Source organism: Estrella lausannensis (assembly GCF_900000175.1).
In the GTDB taxonomy this organism is placed as follows: Bacteria; Chlamydiota; Chlamydiia; order Chlamydiales; family Criblamydiaceae; genus Estrella; species Estrella lausannensis.
Map to the genome: position 1 here is coordinate 111,137 of NZ_CWGJ01000019.1, position 19,804 is coordinate 130,940.

At 47.0% G+C, this 19,804-nt stretch carries 12 protein-coding genes; 4 read left to right on the forward strand and 8 right to left on the reverse strand.

What is annotated here, in order from left to right; translation table 11 throughout:
• Positions 1 to 84: 84 nt before the first annotated feature.
• Entirely contained in the window at positions 85 to 3,168 is a 3,084-nt protein-coding gene (secA, locus tag ELAC_RS07425) for a preprotein translocase subunit SecA (RefSeq protein ID WP_098038656.1), read from the forward strand.
• Between the two features lie 696 nt (positions 3,169 to 3,864).
• On the opposite strand, the gene trpS is transcribed toward secA, so the two are convergent.
• The 5 genes from trpS to ELAC_RS11750 form a co-directional block, all read right to left on the reverse strand.
• Positions 3,865 to 4,938, reverse strand: coding sequence for a tryptophan--tRNA ligase (trpS, locus tag ELAC_RS07430; RefSeq protein ID WP_098038657.1), 1,074 nt, complete (start codon positions 4,936 to 4,938; stop codon positions 3,865 to 3,867).
• 105 nt (positions 4,939 to 5,043) lie between these two features.
• Positions 5,044 to 6,264: an amino acid permease gene (locus tag ELAC_RS07435; protein ID WP_098038658.1), complete on the reverse strand. Its 1,221-nt coding sequence runs from the start codon at positions 6,262 to 6,264 to the stop codon at positions 5,044 to 5,046.
• A gap of 440 nt (positions 6,265 to 6,704) precedes the next feature.
• Positions 6,705 to 7,424 (reverse strand): hypothetical protein, encoded by a 720-nt coding sequence (locus tag ELAC_RS07440; RefSeq protein WP_098038659.1) that lies wholly within the window; start codon positions 7,422 to 7,424, stop codon positions 6,705 to 6,707.
• Positions 7,425 to 8,158: 734 nt separating this feature from the next.
• Positions 8,159 to 9,796 carry an FAD-dependent thymidylate synthase gene (locus ELAC_RS07450; protein ID WP_420810330.1) on the reverse strand — a complete coding sequence of 546 codons (1,638 nt, stop codon included), beginning with the start codon at positions 9,794 to 9,796 and terminating at the stop codon, positions 8,159 to 8,161.
• 209 nt (positions 9,797 to 10,005) lie between these two features.
• Positions 10,006 to 10,152 (reverse strand): hypothetical protein, encoded by a 147-nt coding sequence (locus ELAC_RS11750; RefSeq protein ID WP_158227836.1) that lies wholly within the window; start codon positions 10,150 to 10,152, stop codon positions 10,006 to 10,008.
• A 37-nt stretch (positions 10,153 to 10,189) separates the two neighbouring features.
• On the opposite strand from ELAC_RS11750, the gene ELAC_RS07455 reads away from it, so the two are divergent.
• The 3 genes from ELAC_RS07455 (at position 10,190) to nrdJ (ending at position 15,436) form a co-directional block, all read left to right on the forward strand.
• Positions 10,190 to 11,092, forward strand: a complete 903-nt coding sequence (locus tag ELAC_RS07455; protein ID WP_098038662.1) for a hypothetical protein — start codon at positions 10,190 to 10,192, stop codon at positions 11,090 to 11,092.
• A 497-nt stretch (positions 11,093 to 11,589) separates the two neighbouring features.
• Entirely contained in the window at positions 11,590 to 12,570 is a 981-nt protein-coding gene (locus ELAC_RS07460; protein WP_158227837.1) for a hypothetical protein, read from the forward strand.
• Positions 12,571 to 13,423: 853 nt separating this feature from the next.
• A complete protein-coding gene (nrdJ, locus tag ELAC_RS07465; RefSeq protein ID WP_098038664.1) occupies positions 13,424 to 15,436 on the forward strand; it encodes a ribonucleoside-triphosphate reductase, adenosylcobalamin-dependent in 2,013 nt (670 codons plus the stop codon).
• 74 nt (positions 15,437 to 15,510) lie between these two features.
• Here nrdJ and ELAC_RS07470 read toward each other — a convergent pair whose 3' ends face one another.
• The 3 genes from ELAC_RS07470 to ELAC_RS07480 all read right to left on the reverse strand — a co-directional run bounded on the left by ELAC_RS07470 (position 15,511) and on the right by ELAC_RS07480 (position 19,443).
• Positions 15,511 to 16,938 (reverse strand): hypothetical protein, encoded by a 1,428-nt coding sequence (locus ELAC_RS07470; RefSeq protein WP_143406471.1) that lies wholly within the window; start codon positions 16,936 to 16,938, stop codon positions 15,511 to 15,513.
• A gap of 443 nt (positions 16,939 to 17,381) precedes the next feature.
• A complete protein-coding gene (locus ELAC_RS07475) occupies positions 17,382 to 18,401 on the reverse strand; it encodes a leucine-rich repeat domain-containing protein (protein ID WP_098038666.1) in 1,020 nt (339 codons plus the stop codon).
• Between the two features lie 343 nt (positions 18,402 to 18,744).
• Positions 18,745 to 19,443 (reverse strand): hypothetical protein, encoded by a 699-nt coding sequence (locus ELAC_RS07480; protein WP_098038667.1) that lies wholly within the window; start codon positions 19,441 to 19,443, stop codon positions 18,745 to 18,747.
• Positions 19,444 to 19,804: the final 361 nt, after the last annotated feature.

Here is a 19,804-nt window from a genome sequence, read left to right on the forward strand (position 1 = left end):
TCATCTTTTACGGAAACACAAGTTGCTGTAAAAGCCCCGTATTGAATAAAATTTATTTCCAGCAACTTCACCCGTGATCATCATATGTTTGGATTTTTAAAATATCTCTTCGGTTCAGCCCACGACAGACTTATCAGAAAATATCGACATATTGTCGAACAGATCGCAGTCGAAGAAGAAAAGCTTAAGAACTTAAGCGACAGCGAAATAAAAGCTAAAACCGAGGAATTCAAGTCTCGTCTTAAAGCGGGCGAAACCTTGGATGACATCCTGCCGGAAGCCTATGCTGTCGTGAAAAACGTATGCCGCCGCCTGGCAGGCACGCAAGTTCACGTTTCAGGATATGATCAGAAGTGGGACATGGTGCCCTATGACGTTCAGCTGATCGGCGCCATCGCCCTGCATAAAGGCACCATTTCAGAGATGCAGACAGGCGAAGGAAAAACCCTGACAGCAACTCTTCCCCTCTATTTAAACGCGTTGACGGGCAAGCCTGTCCATCTGGTTACAGTCAACGATTACCTCGCCAAAAGGGACTGCCAATGGGTCGGTTCTATCCTGAGGTGGCTTGGGATAACCACGGGCGCTTTGACAAACGAAATCCCGATGGACGAAAGGCAAGAGGTTTATAAAAACGATGTGGTCTATGGCACCGCCTCGGAATTTGGCTTCGACTACTTAAGAGACAATTCCATGGCCACGACCAAAGATCAAAAGGTGCAGCGCGGCTTCTACTTTGCAATCATCGATGAAGTCGACAGCATTTTGATCGACGAAGCGAGAACTCCCCTTATCATCTCCGGACCGGCCCCCGTAAGCCGGCAAATGTATGACACACTGAAAGAGGGTGTTCATAACTTGGTGCGCAAACAGCGCGATTTTTTAACCAAGCTTGCAAGCGATGCCTTCAAAATCCTCAAGGAGGATCTCGGTTCGGAAGAAGACGAGAGCAGCGAGGCCGCAAAAAAATTTGAGAGCTCTCCGGAAAAAGACGCCGCTCTTAAGAACTTGTGGCTGGTCAATAAGGGAACACCGCGCAACAAGATTGTCAAGCGCGTCAAGGAGAACCCCGACTTGAGGGCTGCCCTTGATAAATGGGATCTCTATTTTTATGCCGAGCAAAATAAAGAAGAGCGCAAGGAGTTTCTCTCCGAGCTGTACCTGATCATCGATGAAAAAAGCAACGACTTCGAACTGACCGACAAAGGCATCAATGCCTGGAATTCCTTCGCTGGCGGTGAAGGAAGCGCAGACGACTTCGTGATGCTTGATCTGGGAGATGAGTACCACAAAATTGACCTGGATCCTGATCTTGACGACAACGCCAAAGTGGAAGCGAAGCTGAAACTGCAAGAAGAGGATCTTAAGCGAAAAGAGAGAGCGCACAACCTGCGGCAGCTCTTCCGCGCCCACTTACTGATGGAACGCGACGTCGACTACATCGTCCAAGAAAGCAAGATCGTCATCATCGACGAAAATACAGGCAGACCTCAACCCGGCAGACGTTTCTCGGATGGACTCCACCAGGCGATTGAGGCAAAAGAGGGTGTTCCCATCCAGCGCGAAACCCAAACATACGCCACCATCACCCTGCAAAACTTCTTCCGTATGTATGAGAAGATTGCGGGCATGACAGGAACGGCCATGACGGAAGCGAACGAGTTTAAGCAGATCTACAAGCTTGACGTTCTTGAAATACCGACCCATAAGAAAGGGCTAAGAGATGATTTCAACGATGAAATCTATATGTCCGAAAGGGAGAAATACAACGCCATCCTTAAAGAGGTCAAAGACGTACACGAGAAAGGGCGCCCTATCCTGATAGGCACCGATTCGGTAAGCGCCTCGGAAAAACTGTCCCGCATCTTTAAACAAAACAATCTCCCGCACACTGTACTGAACGCCAAACAGCACGAAAGAGAAGCTGAAATTGTCGCAGAAGCAGGAAAAGAAGGGGCTATCACCATCGCCACCAACATGGCAGGCCGAGGCACCGACATTAAATTAGGCGAAGGCGTCGCCGCAAAAGGTGGTCTCCACGTTCTTGGCACCACAAGGCACCAATCCAGAAGGATCGACAGGCAGCTGCGTGGACGTTGCGCAAGACAAGGCGACCCCGGAACGACCAAGTTCTATATTTCATTCGAAGATCCTTTGCTGCGCCTTTTCTCCTCGCCGAGGATGACGGCTCTGCTCCAAAAATTCCGCCCGCCCGAGGGCGAGCCGATCTCTGCCGGAATGCTCAACCGTTCAATAGAAACGGCGCAAAAACGGGTCGAGCAGCGCAACTATACGATCCGTAAGCACACTCTGGAATATGACGACGTCATGAATAAGCAGAGGCAGGAGATTTACGCCTTCCGCAATGAAATCTTAGAGACCGAAAATCCGATCCACCTGGCCAAGGAGATCCTCGATACTGTTGTCACTCAGACAGCAGAACAGTATTTCATGAACAGGAGCGACAGCGCCCAATGGGATGCCAAAGGTTTTTGCGATGCGTTGATGGAGAAGATTCCTCTCTCATTCAATCCTAAGGATTTTGATGATGTAGCACTTGAGATCGAAGAGATCGAAAACATCGCCAATGAAAAAATCGCCAGCGCCTTCACCCAAAAGATTGAGCATGAGAAGCAAAAAATTGTCATTCCTCAATCAGCGGAAGGGCTTATCCTCAATCAGGATGACCAGATCAGCGAAGCTGTACGCAACATCATGATTCGCAAAATCGACCAGCTGTGGATTGAACATCTTTTGTCTATGGATCATTTGAGAACAGACGTCAACCTGCGCTCATTCGGCCAGCGAGATCCTCTTCTTGAGTTCAAACACGAAGGATTCAAACTATTCGACGAGTTTGGGAAAAACTTGCGAAGCCAAGTCGCCCATGACCTCTTCAGGTTTGAGATGATGCCCCGTGATGCCGCTGCAATCGAAAGACTGATCGCATCTCTGCGCATGGAAAGAGAGCGCTCTTTCGTCGACGAAGCACCGCTGCCGCAGGCGCAAGAGGAACCCCTTTCCGAATCGAGACAGGAAGCTCAACCTCAGGAAAAGCTTGAGCCGGTTGTAATAGGACCCAAGACTGGCCGCAACGACCCCTGCCCATGCGGCAGCGGACAAAAGTACAAAAAGTGCTGCGGTAAAGACAAGGAGTTTGAAGCTTAAATAGCCGATATCAATCTTACTCTTCTCTGCCCCGATACCGCTTGTGTATCGGGGACAAAAAAACTCGCCTCGATGGCTCAGGATTTTAGCTCGGATGCGCCTCAAAACCTTGGGGTGCTAAAAGAGTGCCTTGGGAGCTTTCGTAGATCCACCCCCCAATCTTGAAATACGCTCGTTATCGATCCAAAACCGGCGCTAGCCAGCACCTGCCCTAGCAGGATATCCCCAACTCTAATAAACCAAGACTAGAGTACGGAGAAGACGGTATCTCGACTAATTTATCTAAGAAATGCCGCTAGAAAACCTTCAGCATCGACAACACTGAGACTGCTTCCCCGATTGGTTAGCAGGTGACCATTTGGTCGAGACGCTCTGACCGGCGAACTCCAAAACCGGGTCACCACTCCTTGCAGACCGACTCAGGATAAAGGATTGAAGAGCATAGGCCGGCCATGTAGTTTCGAAAAATCTACACTGGCGCTCTGTTGGACAAGTTTTAGCCCGGTGGAGAAGAGTGAAAGCTCCCGGCCTCATCAATTAGTGAACGGAAAACTCAAATCGGATGACTTCCTTTCTGAATTAGAATGAAAAAATTGAGTGCTGAAGATCGCCGGCGTACTTCGTCGGCTTTGAGGTCAATTCAGCTCACGCATTTTGCCCCCAAAGCCGGTGAAATCCGAATCCGCCAGCACCCCTTCAAGAGGCGAGCAGCTCTTTTTTTGCCTTCTCCATACGGTCTCTGGCAATGCGGCTGATCTTTTTCCATCCGCCTGTCAGCCCCATGGCAGAGCGCATCTCTTCTACGGTCTTCTCCGCCACTTCCTGCATTTTCAGGGTTCCTTTATAAATCACCTCTTCGACAAGCCCCTTCTCACCCTCAAGCTGCTTTCGTTTTTCTCTAATGGGATCCAGAAACAAGTTGAGGGACTTGGCCAGGCTCTCTTTCACCTCCACGTCACCGACAGAACCTGCCTCATATCTCGCTTTTAACTCGGCAACTTCCGCTTTGTCCTTATTGAAGATATCGTGGTAGGTGAAGACCGGATTGTTTGCCACCTGGCCGGGGATGTGAGCATGAACACGGTTCGGATCGGTGTACATCCCCCGAACCTTTTTATCGACAGTTTTGGCATCATCGGAAAGGAAGATACAATTGCCTGCCGATTTGCTCATCTTGCCTTTATTATCTGTTCCCACCAGCGTCGGCACTTCACTCAGCATCGCTTCCGGAAGAGGAAACACCTCGCCGTAGTATTGGTTAAAACGTCTCGCGATGTCGCGCGCAAGCTCGATATGCGCCTCGTTGTCTTTTCCAACCGGAACCACATGTGCCCGGGGCATCAGGATGTCTGCTGTCTGAAGCACGGGATAGCCAATCAGTCCAAACGGCACGCTTTCCTCTGCGAGATGGGCATTTTTTGCCATTTCTTTGATGCTGGGTAATCCTGTAAGGCGATTGATGGAGATGAGCATTTCGAATATTAAATTCATCTCGTAGATGGCAGGAACTGCCGACTGAAGGTAAATCGTCGAGAGGGATGGATTGATTCCGCAGGCAAGATAATCGAGAACCATTTCCCGGATATTTTCCCTGAGATACATGATATGTTCTTTCTCAGGCTTCGTTGTCAACGTATGCAGATCTGCAATGATAAAGTAGCAGTCAAATCTCTCTTGAAGCTTGATCCTGTTAACCAAGGATCCGACGTAGTGGCCAAGATGGAGTTTTCCGGTCGGCCTGTCTCCTGTCAGTATTCGTTTCTTTTCCATGAATATCCTAAGAACTTAAACTTTGTTTTGAGAACCTATCAAAAAGGCCCGATTTTTTGTACACTTTCAGTGTGTTGTGAAATAAGTTAATGATTTGAGCTGGTACTAAAAACCCCTTCCCTGCACAGCGGAAATCAACTCAACTACAAATACCACCAGACTGAAGAATATTACCAGAAGAAGCCCCAGCCGGCCAAAGGGAAGCAAGGGCTTTTCCCATAGTTTTTTCCGATATCTGCCGGACCACACCATCATGGCGGGGATGATTCCGAAAAGGATTACCGCGCCAAAGCCACCGGCAGCGTCCAGCGCCATCAAAAAAATCTTGGGATACACAAGCGAGAAGATATAGGGGGGTAACAAAGCTAGCAGGGTGATAAGAAAGCGGGAAGAAGGTGTTTTCTTCACCTGAAAGGCATCCGACAAAAAGTCGACAAAGCTGAGGGCAACGCCAATGAATGAGGTGACGATCGCAAAAAAGGCAAAATACTCCGCAATCTGCACCACAGAAGCTTCCCCAACCACTTCCCTAAACGAGTGAGTGACCATCCTCCCCCCTTCGGCCGCCTCTTTGAAGCGCTCCAAGGGGATGATCCCCAAAATGAGATAATCCCACAGCATGTAAGCAGCAAGCGGGAGTAGACAGCCGGCAAAAATGGCAAACCGGATGCGCGGTGCATCATGGCCAAGATACCGGGAAAGGCTCGGTACTAAGTTGTGATATCCAAACGAGATCACCATCACCGGCAGCGTCCACAAAGCATTTCCCCAGTTGGCCACTTTAAGCTTGTCCGGATCGACAAATTCAATACCCAGATAGACTAAAGCTAGATAACTGATGATCAATCCACCCATGAGCAGCCGATTCACCCGGTCTACAGCCCCGGTTCCCATATAGACTAAAAAACCAAAAAGAAGATTGAAAAGAGCTCCTCCAACCCACTCCTCAGGCCGTATACCCAAAAATTGTTCGCAAAAATCGGCAAAAAGGGCGCCACTGCCTGCCGAATAGGCAACGATCAGCGAGTAAAACAGGAATATGAACAGGGCAAAAACAGCCCTTTTAGCCCCCTTTCCCAAGGTTTTTCCTGCCATCGAGATCAAATTGACCTCTCCCTTAAAAAAAAGAGTGGTCTCAAGCAGAAGCACTCCCGTCGATACCATGAAGAGGCATGTCAGGATAAACATCAACGTTGACGGCCAAAAACCGGTCATCGCGGAGGATAGAGGCAGTCCAAGCATCCCCGCCCCAATACAAGACCCGCCAATCAAGAGGATTGTCCCGATAACGCTCCCTTGTTTTGAACCCTTTAACTCAGTGCTCATCGCTGTGATTCCTTATTTAACTATGTCTGATCTTTGAAAAAAGGCGTGCAGAGGGAAAGTGGTTTTAGAGACTGTCCACAAACTCTTAAAGCCACCAAATGGGAGAGAGAAATATATAGGTGAATGACGAACGCATCAACTAAAATATAGTTTAAGACCAATTGCGCCAATAGTACCCTATCTTGGATAAATCAACAAGATTCGTCTACTGCGAGAGCGGGTTTCAAAATCCGTCCCGCTGATTTGCAGAGTAAAACGCCCTATAACGCTCTTAGAATTTTCGTAAAGTAACCGAGAGGTGTGTCTTCGAGTGCAAATTAGCTAAACTCGAATTCAACCGTTCCTGGTTGGATGGCACACCTCGCGGCCCGGAAATATAGAAATTCCTCAAAGGGCAGTTCGCAGCGACAAGTTTTCCTTTGAGTAGTCGCATCCACTCTCTAAACTTCCACGCCCACAGCTTTTTGGACTTCCTGTAGAGACGGTTGATCCAGAGTTTGACAATTCACCCTGATATAGCCCGCTGTGTCCTCGTTAAAATGAAGACCTTCCAACTTTAAACTGCGCAAATTAGGGCAAAGTTCGGCAACTTTTCTGACTTGCTCGGAGACCATGGATGTTTTGCTGATATCCAGCTCATCGATGGCATGATAATTCACACGCATAGAAAATAATCTTTCAACGACGTGAGGTCTGATACCCTTTAAATTCATTTTTTTAGGGGAAGTTATCGAGCTTTCGATCCAATCATAAGGCAGCCCATGCTGGAAAGAATTGACGGAGGGGTTCAGCTCGTCTGGATTTCCCAGCAGATTAAAGCGTATGGTCTCGCCCTCTATCAATACTCTCTGGGAACCTGGAGTGCTGCTCGCTTGATTGAACAGGTGATGGGACTCGCGGACACTGAAATTGATAAAGGAGAGGCCTTTGATGACAGTTCCCAAGATTACCCCAGGGACTAAAAATATAAGCGCGAGCGCCACTTTGCACACTTTTCCAATCACAGAAGAACCTTCAAGGGATTCCATTTCAAGAAATACCTGATCAATTTTGGTCAATGTCCTGCCCTCGAAAAGGACACGGACCGGAAGCAAACAAAAGTTCCCCAGATTCTCCGTAAAACTATCAGATTTGATTTCCGTATTAAAGAAAACAGTCATAAACCCTTCTTTCTAATAAATAAAATTAAATAATGAAAGCATCCTACCAGCAAATTATTAATTTTCAATTAAGGACATCGACACTCTGTAAGCACACCCGTCTTGGCGAGATCTCTGTTTTTAAACTACGAGACTGCCCACGAACTCAAATCAGCCCTCTTTGCGCCCGAATTGGGTTATAAGCTTCGAAAAAATTTGGTTTTCGGCAAAGAGAAAACTCTCTGGATTAAAAGAGTGTAAACCACTAAACATTAGAAAGATGAGGTGGATTACAATCTTTCAATCCCAAAACTTTCTCAAAGCTAAAACTCCAAATTTTGAGACACTTTCGGAATATCTCCCAATTCGGCAAACAAATCATACGAGTTCAGTTTGTAAAAAGTCTCTAAGAGACTATACCAAAACTCTAATATGTATGCCGAAAGCCTATCAAAATCTAGCATTCGAGCTTTTTTGTTTCTGGACAAGCACCGCAGATCCGGCAGCAGGTTTTCCCTTCCAAGAGGGTGATTTTCGCTGAGTAAAAGAGGCGCACTTATCAAAAAGAGCTCTTCTATCCCACCTGACAAATTTTGATGGCTTGGGAACTGGGGGGGGTACGACACTTCAAATCCGAGGCTATTCTTTGCTTTTACCGAGAGTGTCTCAAAATTTAAAGCACCCTCGGTTCAAGCACATCCGGCAGCGGAGCGCACCATGTCAGTTCGTGGGCGCTCCAACTTACCTAAAGAGCGCTAGCGGTTGTCAACGAAACCTTGCTTGGCTATCCGTCTCTCCTCTTGTCCCAATCGGCCAAGATCATAGCCATTGAAATCGACGAATTTAAAAAACCTCTCGAAGAGGGGGTGGCGCTCGGCTACCAGCTTAGCCATTCTTTGGGCAATGTAGCGATAATTGGGATGTCCGGCAGCGGCCGAACGCAATTCGGTAAGCCACTGAAGGCCGCGAAGATTGATCTTGAAATACCAGCGTACATGATAAGCCATGGGAACAATATACTGAGCCTCTTCTGGAAACTCCTGCCGGATGGTGTCAAACGCCTCTTTAGCCTGCTCCATCGCACGCACATAGTCGGCTTCCAGCTCGGTTCCTTCAATTTCAGGGGGTATGCAATAGCCATAGTCGCAAGACAGAAGCTGCCTCTCCTGCGTCAGCATCCGGTGACGGTGCAAGTCACGGTAAGCGCCGAAATCCGCTGTGATGTCGAAGGTGAAGAATGCATGCTCCAAGGCTCTTGGGGATTTGTGTCTTCTGTGCTCCCTGGATGCTGCGGCCGCTTCTAATATCCTCTCGATCTCATCCTTTCCCTGGCCCCTCAAGAACGTTTTGATATCCTCAATGCTCTTGTTGGAGTGGGCAAATAAGATAGCCGCAGCCACGTTGAGTTCAGCTTCTTGGTCGCTGTCCACCAAAAAGACCCCCGGCTCCATGGAGCGGTCCGGGAAAGCTGTGTACTCTTTCGTCGCATTTTTGATCTGACTTTCAACGTTGATAGCATACCGCTCAAATGCCTGATGGGTGTGATGCAAAAGATCCGACCGGCGCACAAAGGAAGGAATCACTTTGGAAAGCTCCTCGTGTGACCTCTTGCCCAACTCCTGCATCTCGGCCAGGCTGTGGCAATGCAGCTTGTGAATCAATCCCTCAAAAAAGCGGCCGTTGCCAAAAATTCCCATGTTAGTCAAGGTTCCTGCCGGAAGAAGCCCTCTCAAGCAGTCGAGCACCTTCGCTCTCAAAGCTGCAGTGTAAGCGGCTTTCGAAGCAGCCGGATCTTTCGGAAAGGTCGCCTCGATCATCTTAGTCAAAACAGGAATCAACCTGCCATAGGTCTCAAACAGCATGTTGCAGGTATCGATGTAGAGGCCTCTCCAGGCACTGGTCATCAAAATCGGCTCTCGGTAAAAGAGGTATTCGCCTTTTACCTTTTGATCAAAATAGATATAGCGTGTTGACTTCTCCAGGGGTGATCCGCCAATGCGGCTGTCTTCAACCTCTTTGGCCGCAAGCATGGAAACGTTTTCGATTGCCAAATGCGCACCGCCCAGCTCGCCGATGGAGTCATCTCCATATCCATCCAGGATGCGATCGTAGAAATTCTGAGCCTTCTTAATTGCCCCCGCCTGTTCGGCATTGCCGGTATCGTTTCTTTGACCGGCGATGAACTGAAACTGGGATTCGTCTTCGTTCGAGATGAATTCTTTGATTAAAAGTGACCTTAGACCCAGGCTGGACCTTGAGTAACGTGAAAAAAGAGCGCCTTTGATGACTTCAGGCAGATTTTTAAGAGCGAATACATGTCCTTTCGTGTTGGTCACGTATCGGTCTAACGTATTGATCTGCTCATCATTGAAATCTTCATAATCATCCAGCAACATGGGAAATTTCCTTTGTGATCACAATATTTCAGAAATTATAAGCATCTAGCCTGCCATAACCGGACCCGTTCTGCAAGAAAAAACAAATTCAACAACAGTGGCTGCCTGAACCCTACCTAAATAGAAATTTTCAATCCATTTTCAATTTAAAATAGTTTCTCTCCATCGCCCCCTTTATGCATCCGTCCCCTGCGAAGGACGCTTCACTAACCCAGCTTATTGATTCTGAACTTGCCTGCCATGAGGCACGTCCAGCAAAGAGTCAGGTATCCCGCTGAGGTTTCTTTGACACTCACACTCGGGGCCTCAGCCCAAACCCGCATTGCCTCTTCTGTGGATTGTAAAATATTCATCCGTACTCTTTAATAAAATCACACCGAGGCAGGATCCATGAAAACAACCGATTTCGATCAGATATTAAAATGGAACAGCGAAGGGATCATCCCGGGTCCCAAAGAATCTGAAGAAAGCTTCGTAAAACGGGCCCTCTATCTCGAATCCTTTAAAGAGAAGGTGAATGAAGAGCTGCAACTGACAGGGGAGCAAGAGCAGATATCGGCCTCCATCCTGGGTGAAGCCCTGCCGGAGGCACGCCGCCACTATGGAATTGAACCCTCTTTCACCCCCCTGTTCTTTTCTAATGAAAAGCTCGCCCCCTGGCATGGCGGAACCTCCTGGATCGTCCAACTGGAAAAGGATTCCCCCACAGCGGCTTTCATCCAACTAAAAAAATGTTTTTTCCAAAAGCAAAAGGCCCTTCTTTACGACCGAACTGAGATTATCGTTCACGAGCTGTCTCATATCGGTAGGATGGCCTTTGAGTGCCCTGCCTACGAAGAAATTATTGCCTGGAGTTCGTCCCCCAAGAGATTCCGCAGGTTGATTGGCCCCCTATTTTCTTCGATTACCGAAACTTCGATTTTTGTATTCATTCTCCTAACCCTTTTCATGATCGACATCATGGCTCTCTTTTTAGGAAGCCCCGCTCTCTTCGAAGAACTCCAGCTGCTGAAACTCCTACCCCTCCTCTATCTCGTTTATGCCGGGGCAAGGCTGTTAAAAAAGCAGCGCTCCTTTGCCAAATGCCGTCAAAACATGCAGGGCATAACCCGAAGTGAAGAGAAAGCCAGGGCCATTGTCTATCGATTGACCGATGAAGAGATCTCCCTTTTTTCCAAGGAAAAACCCTCAGTCATCGCCCGTTACATTCAAGAAAGCGCCAGGCACTCCCTTCGATGGAAAATCATCTCTCAGGCATATATACCGAAAGTATCTCAAAACTTGGGATTTTGACTTTGAGAAAGTCTCGGGATTGAAAGATTACAAGTCATCTCATATTTTTAATATTAGGTGGCTTACGATCATTCAATCGCGAGAGTTTTCTCTTTGCCAAAAACCAAATTTTGAGACACTTTCGGTATAGCTTAGAGCCTCTGCCACATTAAACGCCGCTATCAAGACCCCGGCTTACAGTCTTTAAGAAGCAGCTCTTCCTCTCATCCGGAAATACTGAAGGGCATTTTTGCAGACCGGTGCCAATTGGCCTCCCAAACAATTCATGGAAGATCTCCGTTTTTCCTTTCATAACGGATAGGGAATCTGTTATAAATGAGGAGTATGTCTGCAGCTGCCGGTCTTTTTAGAACGTTTGAGTTCCAAATTGAACCGATAGGTATTCCGTTCAGGAAACATTTTGGCGACCTCCGTAGTTTTACAAAATAGCGCGGATATTCCCCGGAGTAATCTGCAAGACTTACGTTCATTAACAATGCATTCAGTTTATTTTTAAGATGGATATTGAGCGACGAGCACTCTATACGGCCCTGAGACTCAGCTGGCTTTCGGACCCATCCATTCAGGTGGAGCCATGGCAGGTTGAAAACTATAGGGAGATGTCACTTCCTCTGATCTTCAGTAGAATCAAACATCTTGGCTACCACTTGGACAAAGAGAGCTTTAACGCCCTCGCCGAGAACTATGAGTCCCCTGAAGACTTAGTCGACGAGCTCACCGCCGATGACGAAATTGAACCTAAAAAGGAAGATCAACTCTACCTTTTAATGTTTGAGTTGTGGAGACGTTTCGAAAAAGAGAAGCCCAGCCTCTCCATCTTTTGTGAAGAGCTCGATCATCAGATACATCTTTATGACCAAGGAGCCTTGACGACTTTCGAGGATATCCAGGATCTTTTCAGCAAACTGCAGCTCATTTTAGAAGAAAACAGCGAAGAGGGTGCCGATCCCGAATCAATCCTTCAGATGATAGGCCAAGGATGCGCCAACGACATTGAAGGTTTCTTATATGACTTCATCGCCGAGCAAATCGAATCCGGCAACTATCCTTACGCCCAAGATCTCCTCGACAGCTTCTCTGATTACACCTCGGATAAAAAGTGGTTCGATCTTTTAAGAGTACGGCTGATTGCCAATACGGAGCCAAGACAAGCTCCGTCCGCGCTGGAGTCCCTCTATGAGACAGCCCTCGAATCGACAGACCTGGAATTTTGCCTGGAGGTGCTATCTGAATCTGTCTACGAAGGCGACAAAGACCTGTTTTTGCAGCTGGTCAAACACTGCATCCCTCTTCTTCAACGTGAAGAAGACCTACAGGACCTGGCTTCGACATGTATCGAATTCCTCAGGCTTCTTGACAAAGATGCTGAAAAGGAAGCTTTGGAATCGGCCATTAACAGCCGCGCGACCATCCCGGATACGAAGCCATTTTCCGCAAAAGACCCCATTACCAAAATTCTGATCCAAACTTTAAGCTAAAGCGAAAGTTCGCGCCGCCAAAAACTCAAGCGCGAAGGATCCTGCCGAACGACTCTCAAAATTTAGTTTTTGAGACTCGTTCGGCGTATACCGAAAGTATCTCAAAAATTGGTTTTTGAGACACTTTCGGTATAAGAGACTATCCACAAACTAAAATCGTATGGTCTCTAAATCAGGCGAGGCGAGTTGCCTGGAGTGGCACATCCCCTAAACAAGTTTGCAACAAACAAAACTTCAGCGCTCTTTAATCAATAGTTTTGTCTGAGCGCTCCAACGGCTGCAAACGAGCTTGTATACTTCTAATAATAACTCAGTTATGATCGTCGGGATCTTACGAAAAACTTGTGCGTAAAGAGCGGAGTATCTGACCGTATCGATACAAACCCTCTTTTTTTAAGCGATGATTTGCCAGGGATAGAGCATTTATTTCCAAAACTTTAAGACATGCCTCCAGAGGTACCCCAGAGCCTATTCAAAAGATTTCTCAGTCTTGACTTTTATATCATTGAAAAGCTAAAAAAGGCCTTCAAAACTACAACATCTTGTAGGGAAAGCCCTAACAACTACAAGATGTTGTAGTTAGAGCGAGTGCCACATAGCGACCGGCGCACAAAACAAATTCATGAAATCCGTGAACGAGTTTGTTAAAAGAAATGATTTGAAAATAGCCCTTTCAGACTAGATGAAGGGCCTATTTTCGGACCATTCGATATCCCTGGATTGAAGAACGGTATACCGAAGCGACTCGAAATTTAGCATCGGAATCACTGGAAGATGGAATTCCGGTTGTTCCACAAAGGCTCAGATCTCGGGCGTTTCGGGACAAAGAATCAAGACACTTAAGGAGAAGCTCATGACAAAACCCACATCGCGTGCCATCGCTACAACCCTCAGGACATATCATCGTCCGATTAAAGAAGGAGATTCCAGGCTGGAAAGCTGGAACCAAGTCGTAGACAGGGTTATCCAGCATCAACGCTGGCTGTGGGAGAGGGCACTCAGCCGGGTTCTCAATGAAAGGGAAGAACACGAGCTCGAAGCTTGCCGACAACTTATCCTCGGAAGATACATCATGCCCGCAGGAAGGACTCTCTGGCTTGGCGGGACAGAGCTCAGCCGTAAACGCGAATCGTGCATGTTTAACTGCTCCTTTACCTATGTCGAAACCGTATATGACTTAGTCGACGTGCTTTGGCTCCTCCTCCAGGGATGCGGCGTCGGATTCAAACCGGTCACCGGAACACTAAACGGTTTCCGCTGCCCGCTACAAGAGATCAAAGTAATCCGCTCTCCCAGAAAGGAAAAAGGCGGAGTACCCCATAACGTGGAGACCTATGACCCGGAAACGAGGACTTGGACTATAAAACTCGGAGACTCCGCAATCGCCTGGGCAAAGGCAATCGGGAAACTGGTCGCCGGGAAATTCCCCGCTAAAACCCTCGTCTTAGACTTTTCTGAAATCAGACCGGCAGGAACACGCCTTAAAGGGTATGGTTGGATCTCTTCGGGAGATGAGCAAATCTCAAAAGCGTTCAAAGCCATTGCGCAAATCCTGTCAAACAGAGCAGATCAACTGCTGACAAGAATGGATATACTCGACATCGTCAACTGGCTGGGCACAATCCTATCGAGCAGACGCTCTGCCCAAATCGCCCTTTTCGAATACGGCCAACCGGAATGGGATGAGTTTGCTCTCGCAAAAAAAGAGTGGTGGGTCACCGGCAAGGCACACCGCCAGCAGTCCAACAACAGTCTTCTCTTCTACAACAAGCCAACAAGACCTGAAATGGAAAAGCTTTTCCAAATGATGCTCGACTCAGGCGGATCTGAGCCTGGCTTCATTAACGCGCAGGAAGCGGAACGAAGAGCTCCCTGGTTCAAAGGCTGCAACCCATGCGTTGAGATTCTGCTCGGCAATAAGAGTTTCTGCAACCTGACTGAAGTCAACGTCCTCGCATTCAAAGGCGACAAAGTTGGCCTCGAAAATGCCCTAAGGATGGCTGCCAGGATGAATTACCGGCAGACAATGGTTGACCTCCGTGACGAAATCCTCCAGGAGGCCTGGCATCTCAATAATGAATTCCTGCACCTTTGCGGCGTTGGACTGACAGGAATCAGAGCCCGCCCCGACTTGAGCAGATACGACTACAAGAGAATGCGCAATATTGCCGTGAGCGCGGCCTACAGCATGGCAAATGAGTTGAACGCACCTCTGCCAAAGAACGTGACGTGCATCAAGCCAAGCGGTACGCTAAGCAAAATTATGGGCAGCGAAACTTGGGGCGAAGTTCCCGAAGGCGTGCACATGCCCCTTGGCAAGTACATATTCAACAACATTACCTACTCCAAACATGACCCGCTGGTCGACAGGTTCCGTAAAGCTGGCTACTCCGTGGTCGAAAAGCCGTATGAACCCGAATCTGTTCTGGTGAAGTTTCCGGTCAAATACGAGAACGTTCCTTTTACACGCAAGACAGTGACAAGAAAGAACGGAAAAGTCGAAGAGGTAGAAGTCAATGCCGACTCGGCAATATCCCAGCTGGAGTGGTACCGCATGTTGATGGATACCTGGTGCGAGCAAAACGTCTCCAATACCATTTCCTATGACCCGTCGGAGGTTCCTGAAATCATCGACTGGTTCTTGGAAAACTGGGAATGCTACGTCGGCGTCTCTTTTATCTTCCGCAACGATCCTACAAAAAATGCCGAAGACTTAGGGTATGCCTACCTTCCTCAGGAAGTGGTCACAAAAGACGACTATGACACCTATGTCGCCCATCTCAAGCCCGTTAACTATGAAGGTATCGAGCTCACCGACGATGAACTCGCCGAAGAGTGCGCAACAGGTGCCTGCCCCATCAGATAATCGGACCAAAGCGCTGCCTCTATGGAAGAGGCAGCGTTTCTGTTCAGAAATTGAGATACTTTCTATCTATCGATTTAAATCACCACAAAGGCAGAGTGCAAAGCCTTTTGCTGCGCTACAAGCTCTTTGTCCGTCATGCCTCTGATTTTACCTTTGCGGCGTTGGCCCGATAAGAAACAATAAGGAGGAGCTTCCGTACCTGTCATCTGCTGGTTGATGATGATGACCGTATCATACAACCTATTCAAATCATGAATCAGACCTCTTCTGACCTCCGCTATACTCTCCTCTCGAAGACTTTCCCCTAATTTTTTCAACGCATGCTGAATCTCATCCGCTTCGGGAAGCAAACCGATAGGATCGGCTTTGTCAAGGAACTGCTCGATGCGCTTTCGAATTTGCTTTACTTTCATATGAGTGGAGACATCCAAAAGCTCCAGAGGATTGGTTTCGCTGGCAGGAAATTTTGCGTATTGCTTTTTCAAGTTAGTGGCCGCTTTACAATATTGCTTTCTGGTCGTTAAATTATGGAGTATCTGAGTGCAGTTTTTGAAATAGGGATTGAAATAGTCAAAAAATGGATTCAAAAGCGAAAATCGTCCTTTCATTTGTGGAGAGAATGTGGCCTTGCTCTCGTCAAAGTCGGAGTTGATCAGTTTTCCAAGCTTTAACACACGCCGGCACACTTGTGACAACTCTTCGCTTTGAAGCGCATCGATCACAGCATCAAAAGAAGCGATCATTTTTTCCAGTTTAATAATATTGCTGATAGTTGCTCTGAAACCATCCGCTAAAAACTCCTGCATCTCTTCGACTAAAACCTCAAGGGCTGAGTAGGGATGCAGCCCCTTTTTTGAACATTGGTTCAAAAGAGAAAGCGCGATGGAGCGGAATTTGCCTTCAATCAACACATCATATTCATTCACCTGGTGAGGCATCTCGACCGTAACATTCATAATGTGCCTCAGGTGTTTTTCCTTCTTGCCGTCCGAATCTTCGACCCTCCCCGTGATAATCTGCATATTATCGTCTGCGCCCGGGAGCAGACAAGAGTGCGCTGAGGACATTCCGGGTATCCCGGAAGTTCCATGCTGGAGCGATGTAGGTACGATCCTGACCGTGGCACCTGTATTGTAGAAAGCAAGAGCCTGAATATAGAAAATTTGCATTCTCTGAAACGCATGCTCCTGTATTCTCCCAGCAAAAGGAAGGATCTCTATCGTATTATCACTGCGCTGAAAAATCATTTCGCGATCTGCCTTCCATGAGAAGGTCATGTTAGCGTCGTAAGAGTATTTGCGCCTTTTGCGTTTACCGGAAGTTGTTGGAGCGGATATCTGTTGATTTTCAGAAACAGAATCATCGCTATCAGACGAAAGCGAAGAAGAGTCATCAGAAAAGTCCGAGGTATTATCTATGTTTTCACCATCGGAAGAGTGACAACCATCACACTCTGTATGCCAAACAGGCATTTCTAAAGACATCGGAGATACACAACTCATACTTCTCCTTAAGCTTTGAGTTCTGAAAATCTATCCATACCGGGCGTGATTCAAAATTTTCCCGGAGGGCCAAGCTCGGTATAAGTGACAGCCCGCAAACTGAAATTGCATAGTTTGTTTGCCACTTAGGACTATAAGCTTCGAAAAAATTTATCCAATATCGTGAAAACTTTTCAAAGCTTATTGTCCTAAGGAGCAGCAAAGCATACTGATTTGAGTTTGTGGACAGTCTCTAAAGCGCTATCCCTTGATGCAAAGAGAGTATGATATAACGAAGGTTTCAAAAGGGCCAAAAAAAATCAAATTCTTGAGGCTTTTTCGGCATAGGCAGTTAACTCACCATTTAGCAAATAGGGTAATTTGTTTTCAAAAAGAATATATTCCCACAAAAATTGTGCTATAATAGTATCGACAAAAACCAAATCGGTTATCCCCAAAAGATCTCAAAATCGCTTTTCGTTCAAATAAAAGAGAAGACCTACACTCCTGAAATATTGCTGCTGATCGAGGGGAAGACTTATGCAGCCTTGGAGGCAAATCTTTTTCAGAGCGGGCATTTTCTTAAAAAACACAATATTTTCGATGCCAATACACATGAATAAATCCACCGTTTCAAGCTTCTCACAATTTTCCAGCGCTGACACATCTGCCAAATGCGACCATCCTGACAGCACAATTTTTTTGAGTCTTCTGCACTGTCCAAAACATGTGATATCGGTGATGGAAGAACCTCCACGAGCGTAAAAGACTTCCAGCTCAGAACACCTCGCAAGGGATGTGATATCTAAAATATTGGCAACGCTGCGCTCAACTCGCAAAACCTTCAGTTTTGCAGAGGACTTTAAAAAGTTAAGGTTGCAAATGTTACTAAATGAATCGGCTACCAAAGTCTCCAAATGCGGCATCGCCGCGTAGTAAGACTCCGAAGCGCTTGTCTGGGAGCTTTCCTTGAAATAAAGATGCTTAACCTGTCTGAAATGCCTGGAAATCTGCAGAAGATCATTATCGGTAACGGGTGAGCCGGTTACATTCCCCCTCTCTCGCCTTAGGTCAAGCTTAGTCAACAGCCCGCCCTCTTTGCCAAAAAAATTAACTAATCCCTCTATTGAGATGATTCCAATGTCCTTAAGGGCTATACCCCCCGAGTTCAATTGACGCACAAGCGACTGATTGGAGAGCTGGAGAAAGTGCTTTGAAACAGCCCTCATCCGTAATAGAAAGCGCACTGTAAAGTGAGAACAGATCTCAAGCTCCATTTCCGGAATCGCAGAAACCCAAAGTGCTCTTCCCGCCATGGAGCCGGGCTCGACCGCTGAGGTGACATGTGGAGTGAATCGCTGGCAGTCCGTTAGTGTCCGTTTTTCGAATAAGCCGTTTGGCTTTCTCTGCTGTGGAGAAGTTGGGGTGAAGGCACACCAGCTCCAACTCAAGATGCCATTGGATGAAGCGTTGATCGTCGCCATCTAAACCTCCTTGTCACCGTCAAAACAGTACTATGTATTGACCACCTCTAACTCAACATCAATTTATTGAATACAGAAACACAAAGTTAAATACAAAACCAATCAATACGCCATCAGATTTTATTAAGAGAAATAGAGTATCGTTGTCGCCAATTACAATCGATCAAGCTTCAGAAGATAAAAAGAGTGCCGGCATGGATCCTGATCAATCTTAGAGGTCAAATCAGGATGCTCTGAGTTTGTGGTCAGGTCTGGTGGGGGCTTTTACCTGATGGAGGTAAAAGCTTACGGATGATAAAGGCCCTGAATAATAGCTCTCAAGGCCTTTTGACAATGAAGAGATTTATAATGAAAGAATTCGTTCAAACGTAAGGGTTCCCTCTGGCCGCGGGCAGCGTATATGAAAAATGCAACGGTCAAGATTTTCCTTAGTATCCATGATCATGTCAGGACCAAGCACCAGATCACATCCAGAGTCCGAAGCTTTCGCGCAAAGACGCCAAATACCTTCATCATTCTGGGTTAAGAGCACGTACCTCCAATATCCGCGACCAGACATGTCCCACTCCTCGATTGTCGCGCGATCCTCTTCATTCAAAAGTTCACTCGCCGAAATTGGAAGGGCGATGGGCTCAGAAAAATTAAAAGTGCGGATCATTTCACCCTCCGGAGCATTGGCAATGACAAATAATTTAGCTCTTTTAGCATCGACCAATTTGAGGCTAACACGCTCTTCCATATCACTAAAGGGGAGATACATTTCGTTTGTTAAAGGCGGCCTTGTCGGCATCTGATTTCCCTTAACCTCGTTTGAAGGAGCGATAATACGTCCAATCAATGCCGCAAATCCAAAAAGAGGATAAGCCACAGGAATCAATGCGACGACAATAATTCTTTTAATGACTTCTAGAATTGCGTTACGCTTTGGGAGTGCCTCAAACGTACGCACAACATGTCCGTGATACCATCTTAATGGCTCGCTTAAGGGGTTGGTTGCGGAAAGTGTGGTCGAATTTGCTGTGCTGCTTACAGGAAGTGTCATTAAATCACCTTGATTTTTTAATTATTAGACTTATAGCGCCATTTTAAGTGACATCATAGAGGGTATAATACACCAAATCCGCCAAAAAATAAACTAAAGACAAGATTTTAATTATAGAGCACTTGATCGGAAGCCATTAGCCCGCACAAGCGGAAGGATAACTGAAAGCCCACCCATCCCCGGATAAGTCTAAGAAGACTACCGGCTACTGCTCAGCAATGCCCAGCGCCAAGACAGTCAAGAACACCTGAAATCTCCTAGACGACGCTGCTTGGGCGCACGAGAACCGAGAGGGGTGCAGCACGATCTCTAAGGAAATTACTCTCTGCAGTAGAAAGCAAATATTTATTTTAAATTTAGG

Excerpts from the sequence above, each read along its gene's own strand:
- ELAC_RS07480 (WP_098038667.1), bottom strand. The coding sequence starts at position 19,443 with ATGACACTTCCTGTAAGCAGCACAGCAAATTCGACCACACTTTCCGCA.
- ELAC_RS07475 (WP_098038666.1), bottom strand. The coding sequence starts at position 18,401 with ATGGCGACGATCAACGCTTCATCCAATGGCATCTTGAGTTGGAGCTGG.
- ELAC_RS07455 (WP_098038662.1), top strand. The coding sequence starts at position 10,190 with ATGAAAACAACCGATTTCGATCAGATATTAAAATGGAACAGCGAAGGG.
- trpS (WP_098038657.1), bottom strand. The coding sequence starts at position 4,938 with ATGGAAAAGAAACGAATACTGACAGGAGACAGGCCGACCGGAAAACTC.
- ELAC_RS07460 (WP_158227837.1), top strand. The coding sequence starts at position 11,590 with ATGGATATTGAGCGACGAGCACTCTATACGGCCCTGAGACTCAGCTGG.
- nrdJ (WP_098038664.1), top strand. The coding sequence starts at position 13,424 with ATGACAAAACCCACATCGCGTGCCATCGCTACAACCCTCAGGACATAT.
- ELAC_RS07440 (WP_098038659.1), bottom strand. The coding sequence starts at position 7,424 with ATGACTGTTTTCTTTAATACGGAAATCAAATCTGATAGTTTTACGGAG.
- ELAC_RS11750 (WP_158227836.1), bottom strand. The coding sequence starts at position 10,152 with ATGAATATTTTACAATCCACAGAAGAGGCAATGCGGGTTTGGGCTGAG.
- secA (WP_098038656.1), top strand. The coding sequence starts at position 85 with ATGTTTGGATTTTTAAAATATCTCTTCGGTTCAGCCCACGACAGACTT.
- ELAC_RS07435 (WP_098038658.1), bottom strand. The coding sequence starts at position 6,264 with ATGAGCACTGAGTTAAAGGGTTCAAAACAAGGGAGCGTTATCGGGACA.
- ELAC_RS07470 (WP_143406471.1), bottom strand. The coding sequence starts at position 16,938 with ATGAGTTGTGTATCTCCGATGTCTTTAGAAATGCCTGTTTGGCATACA.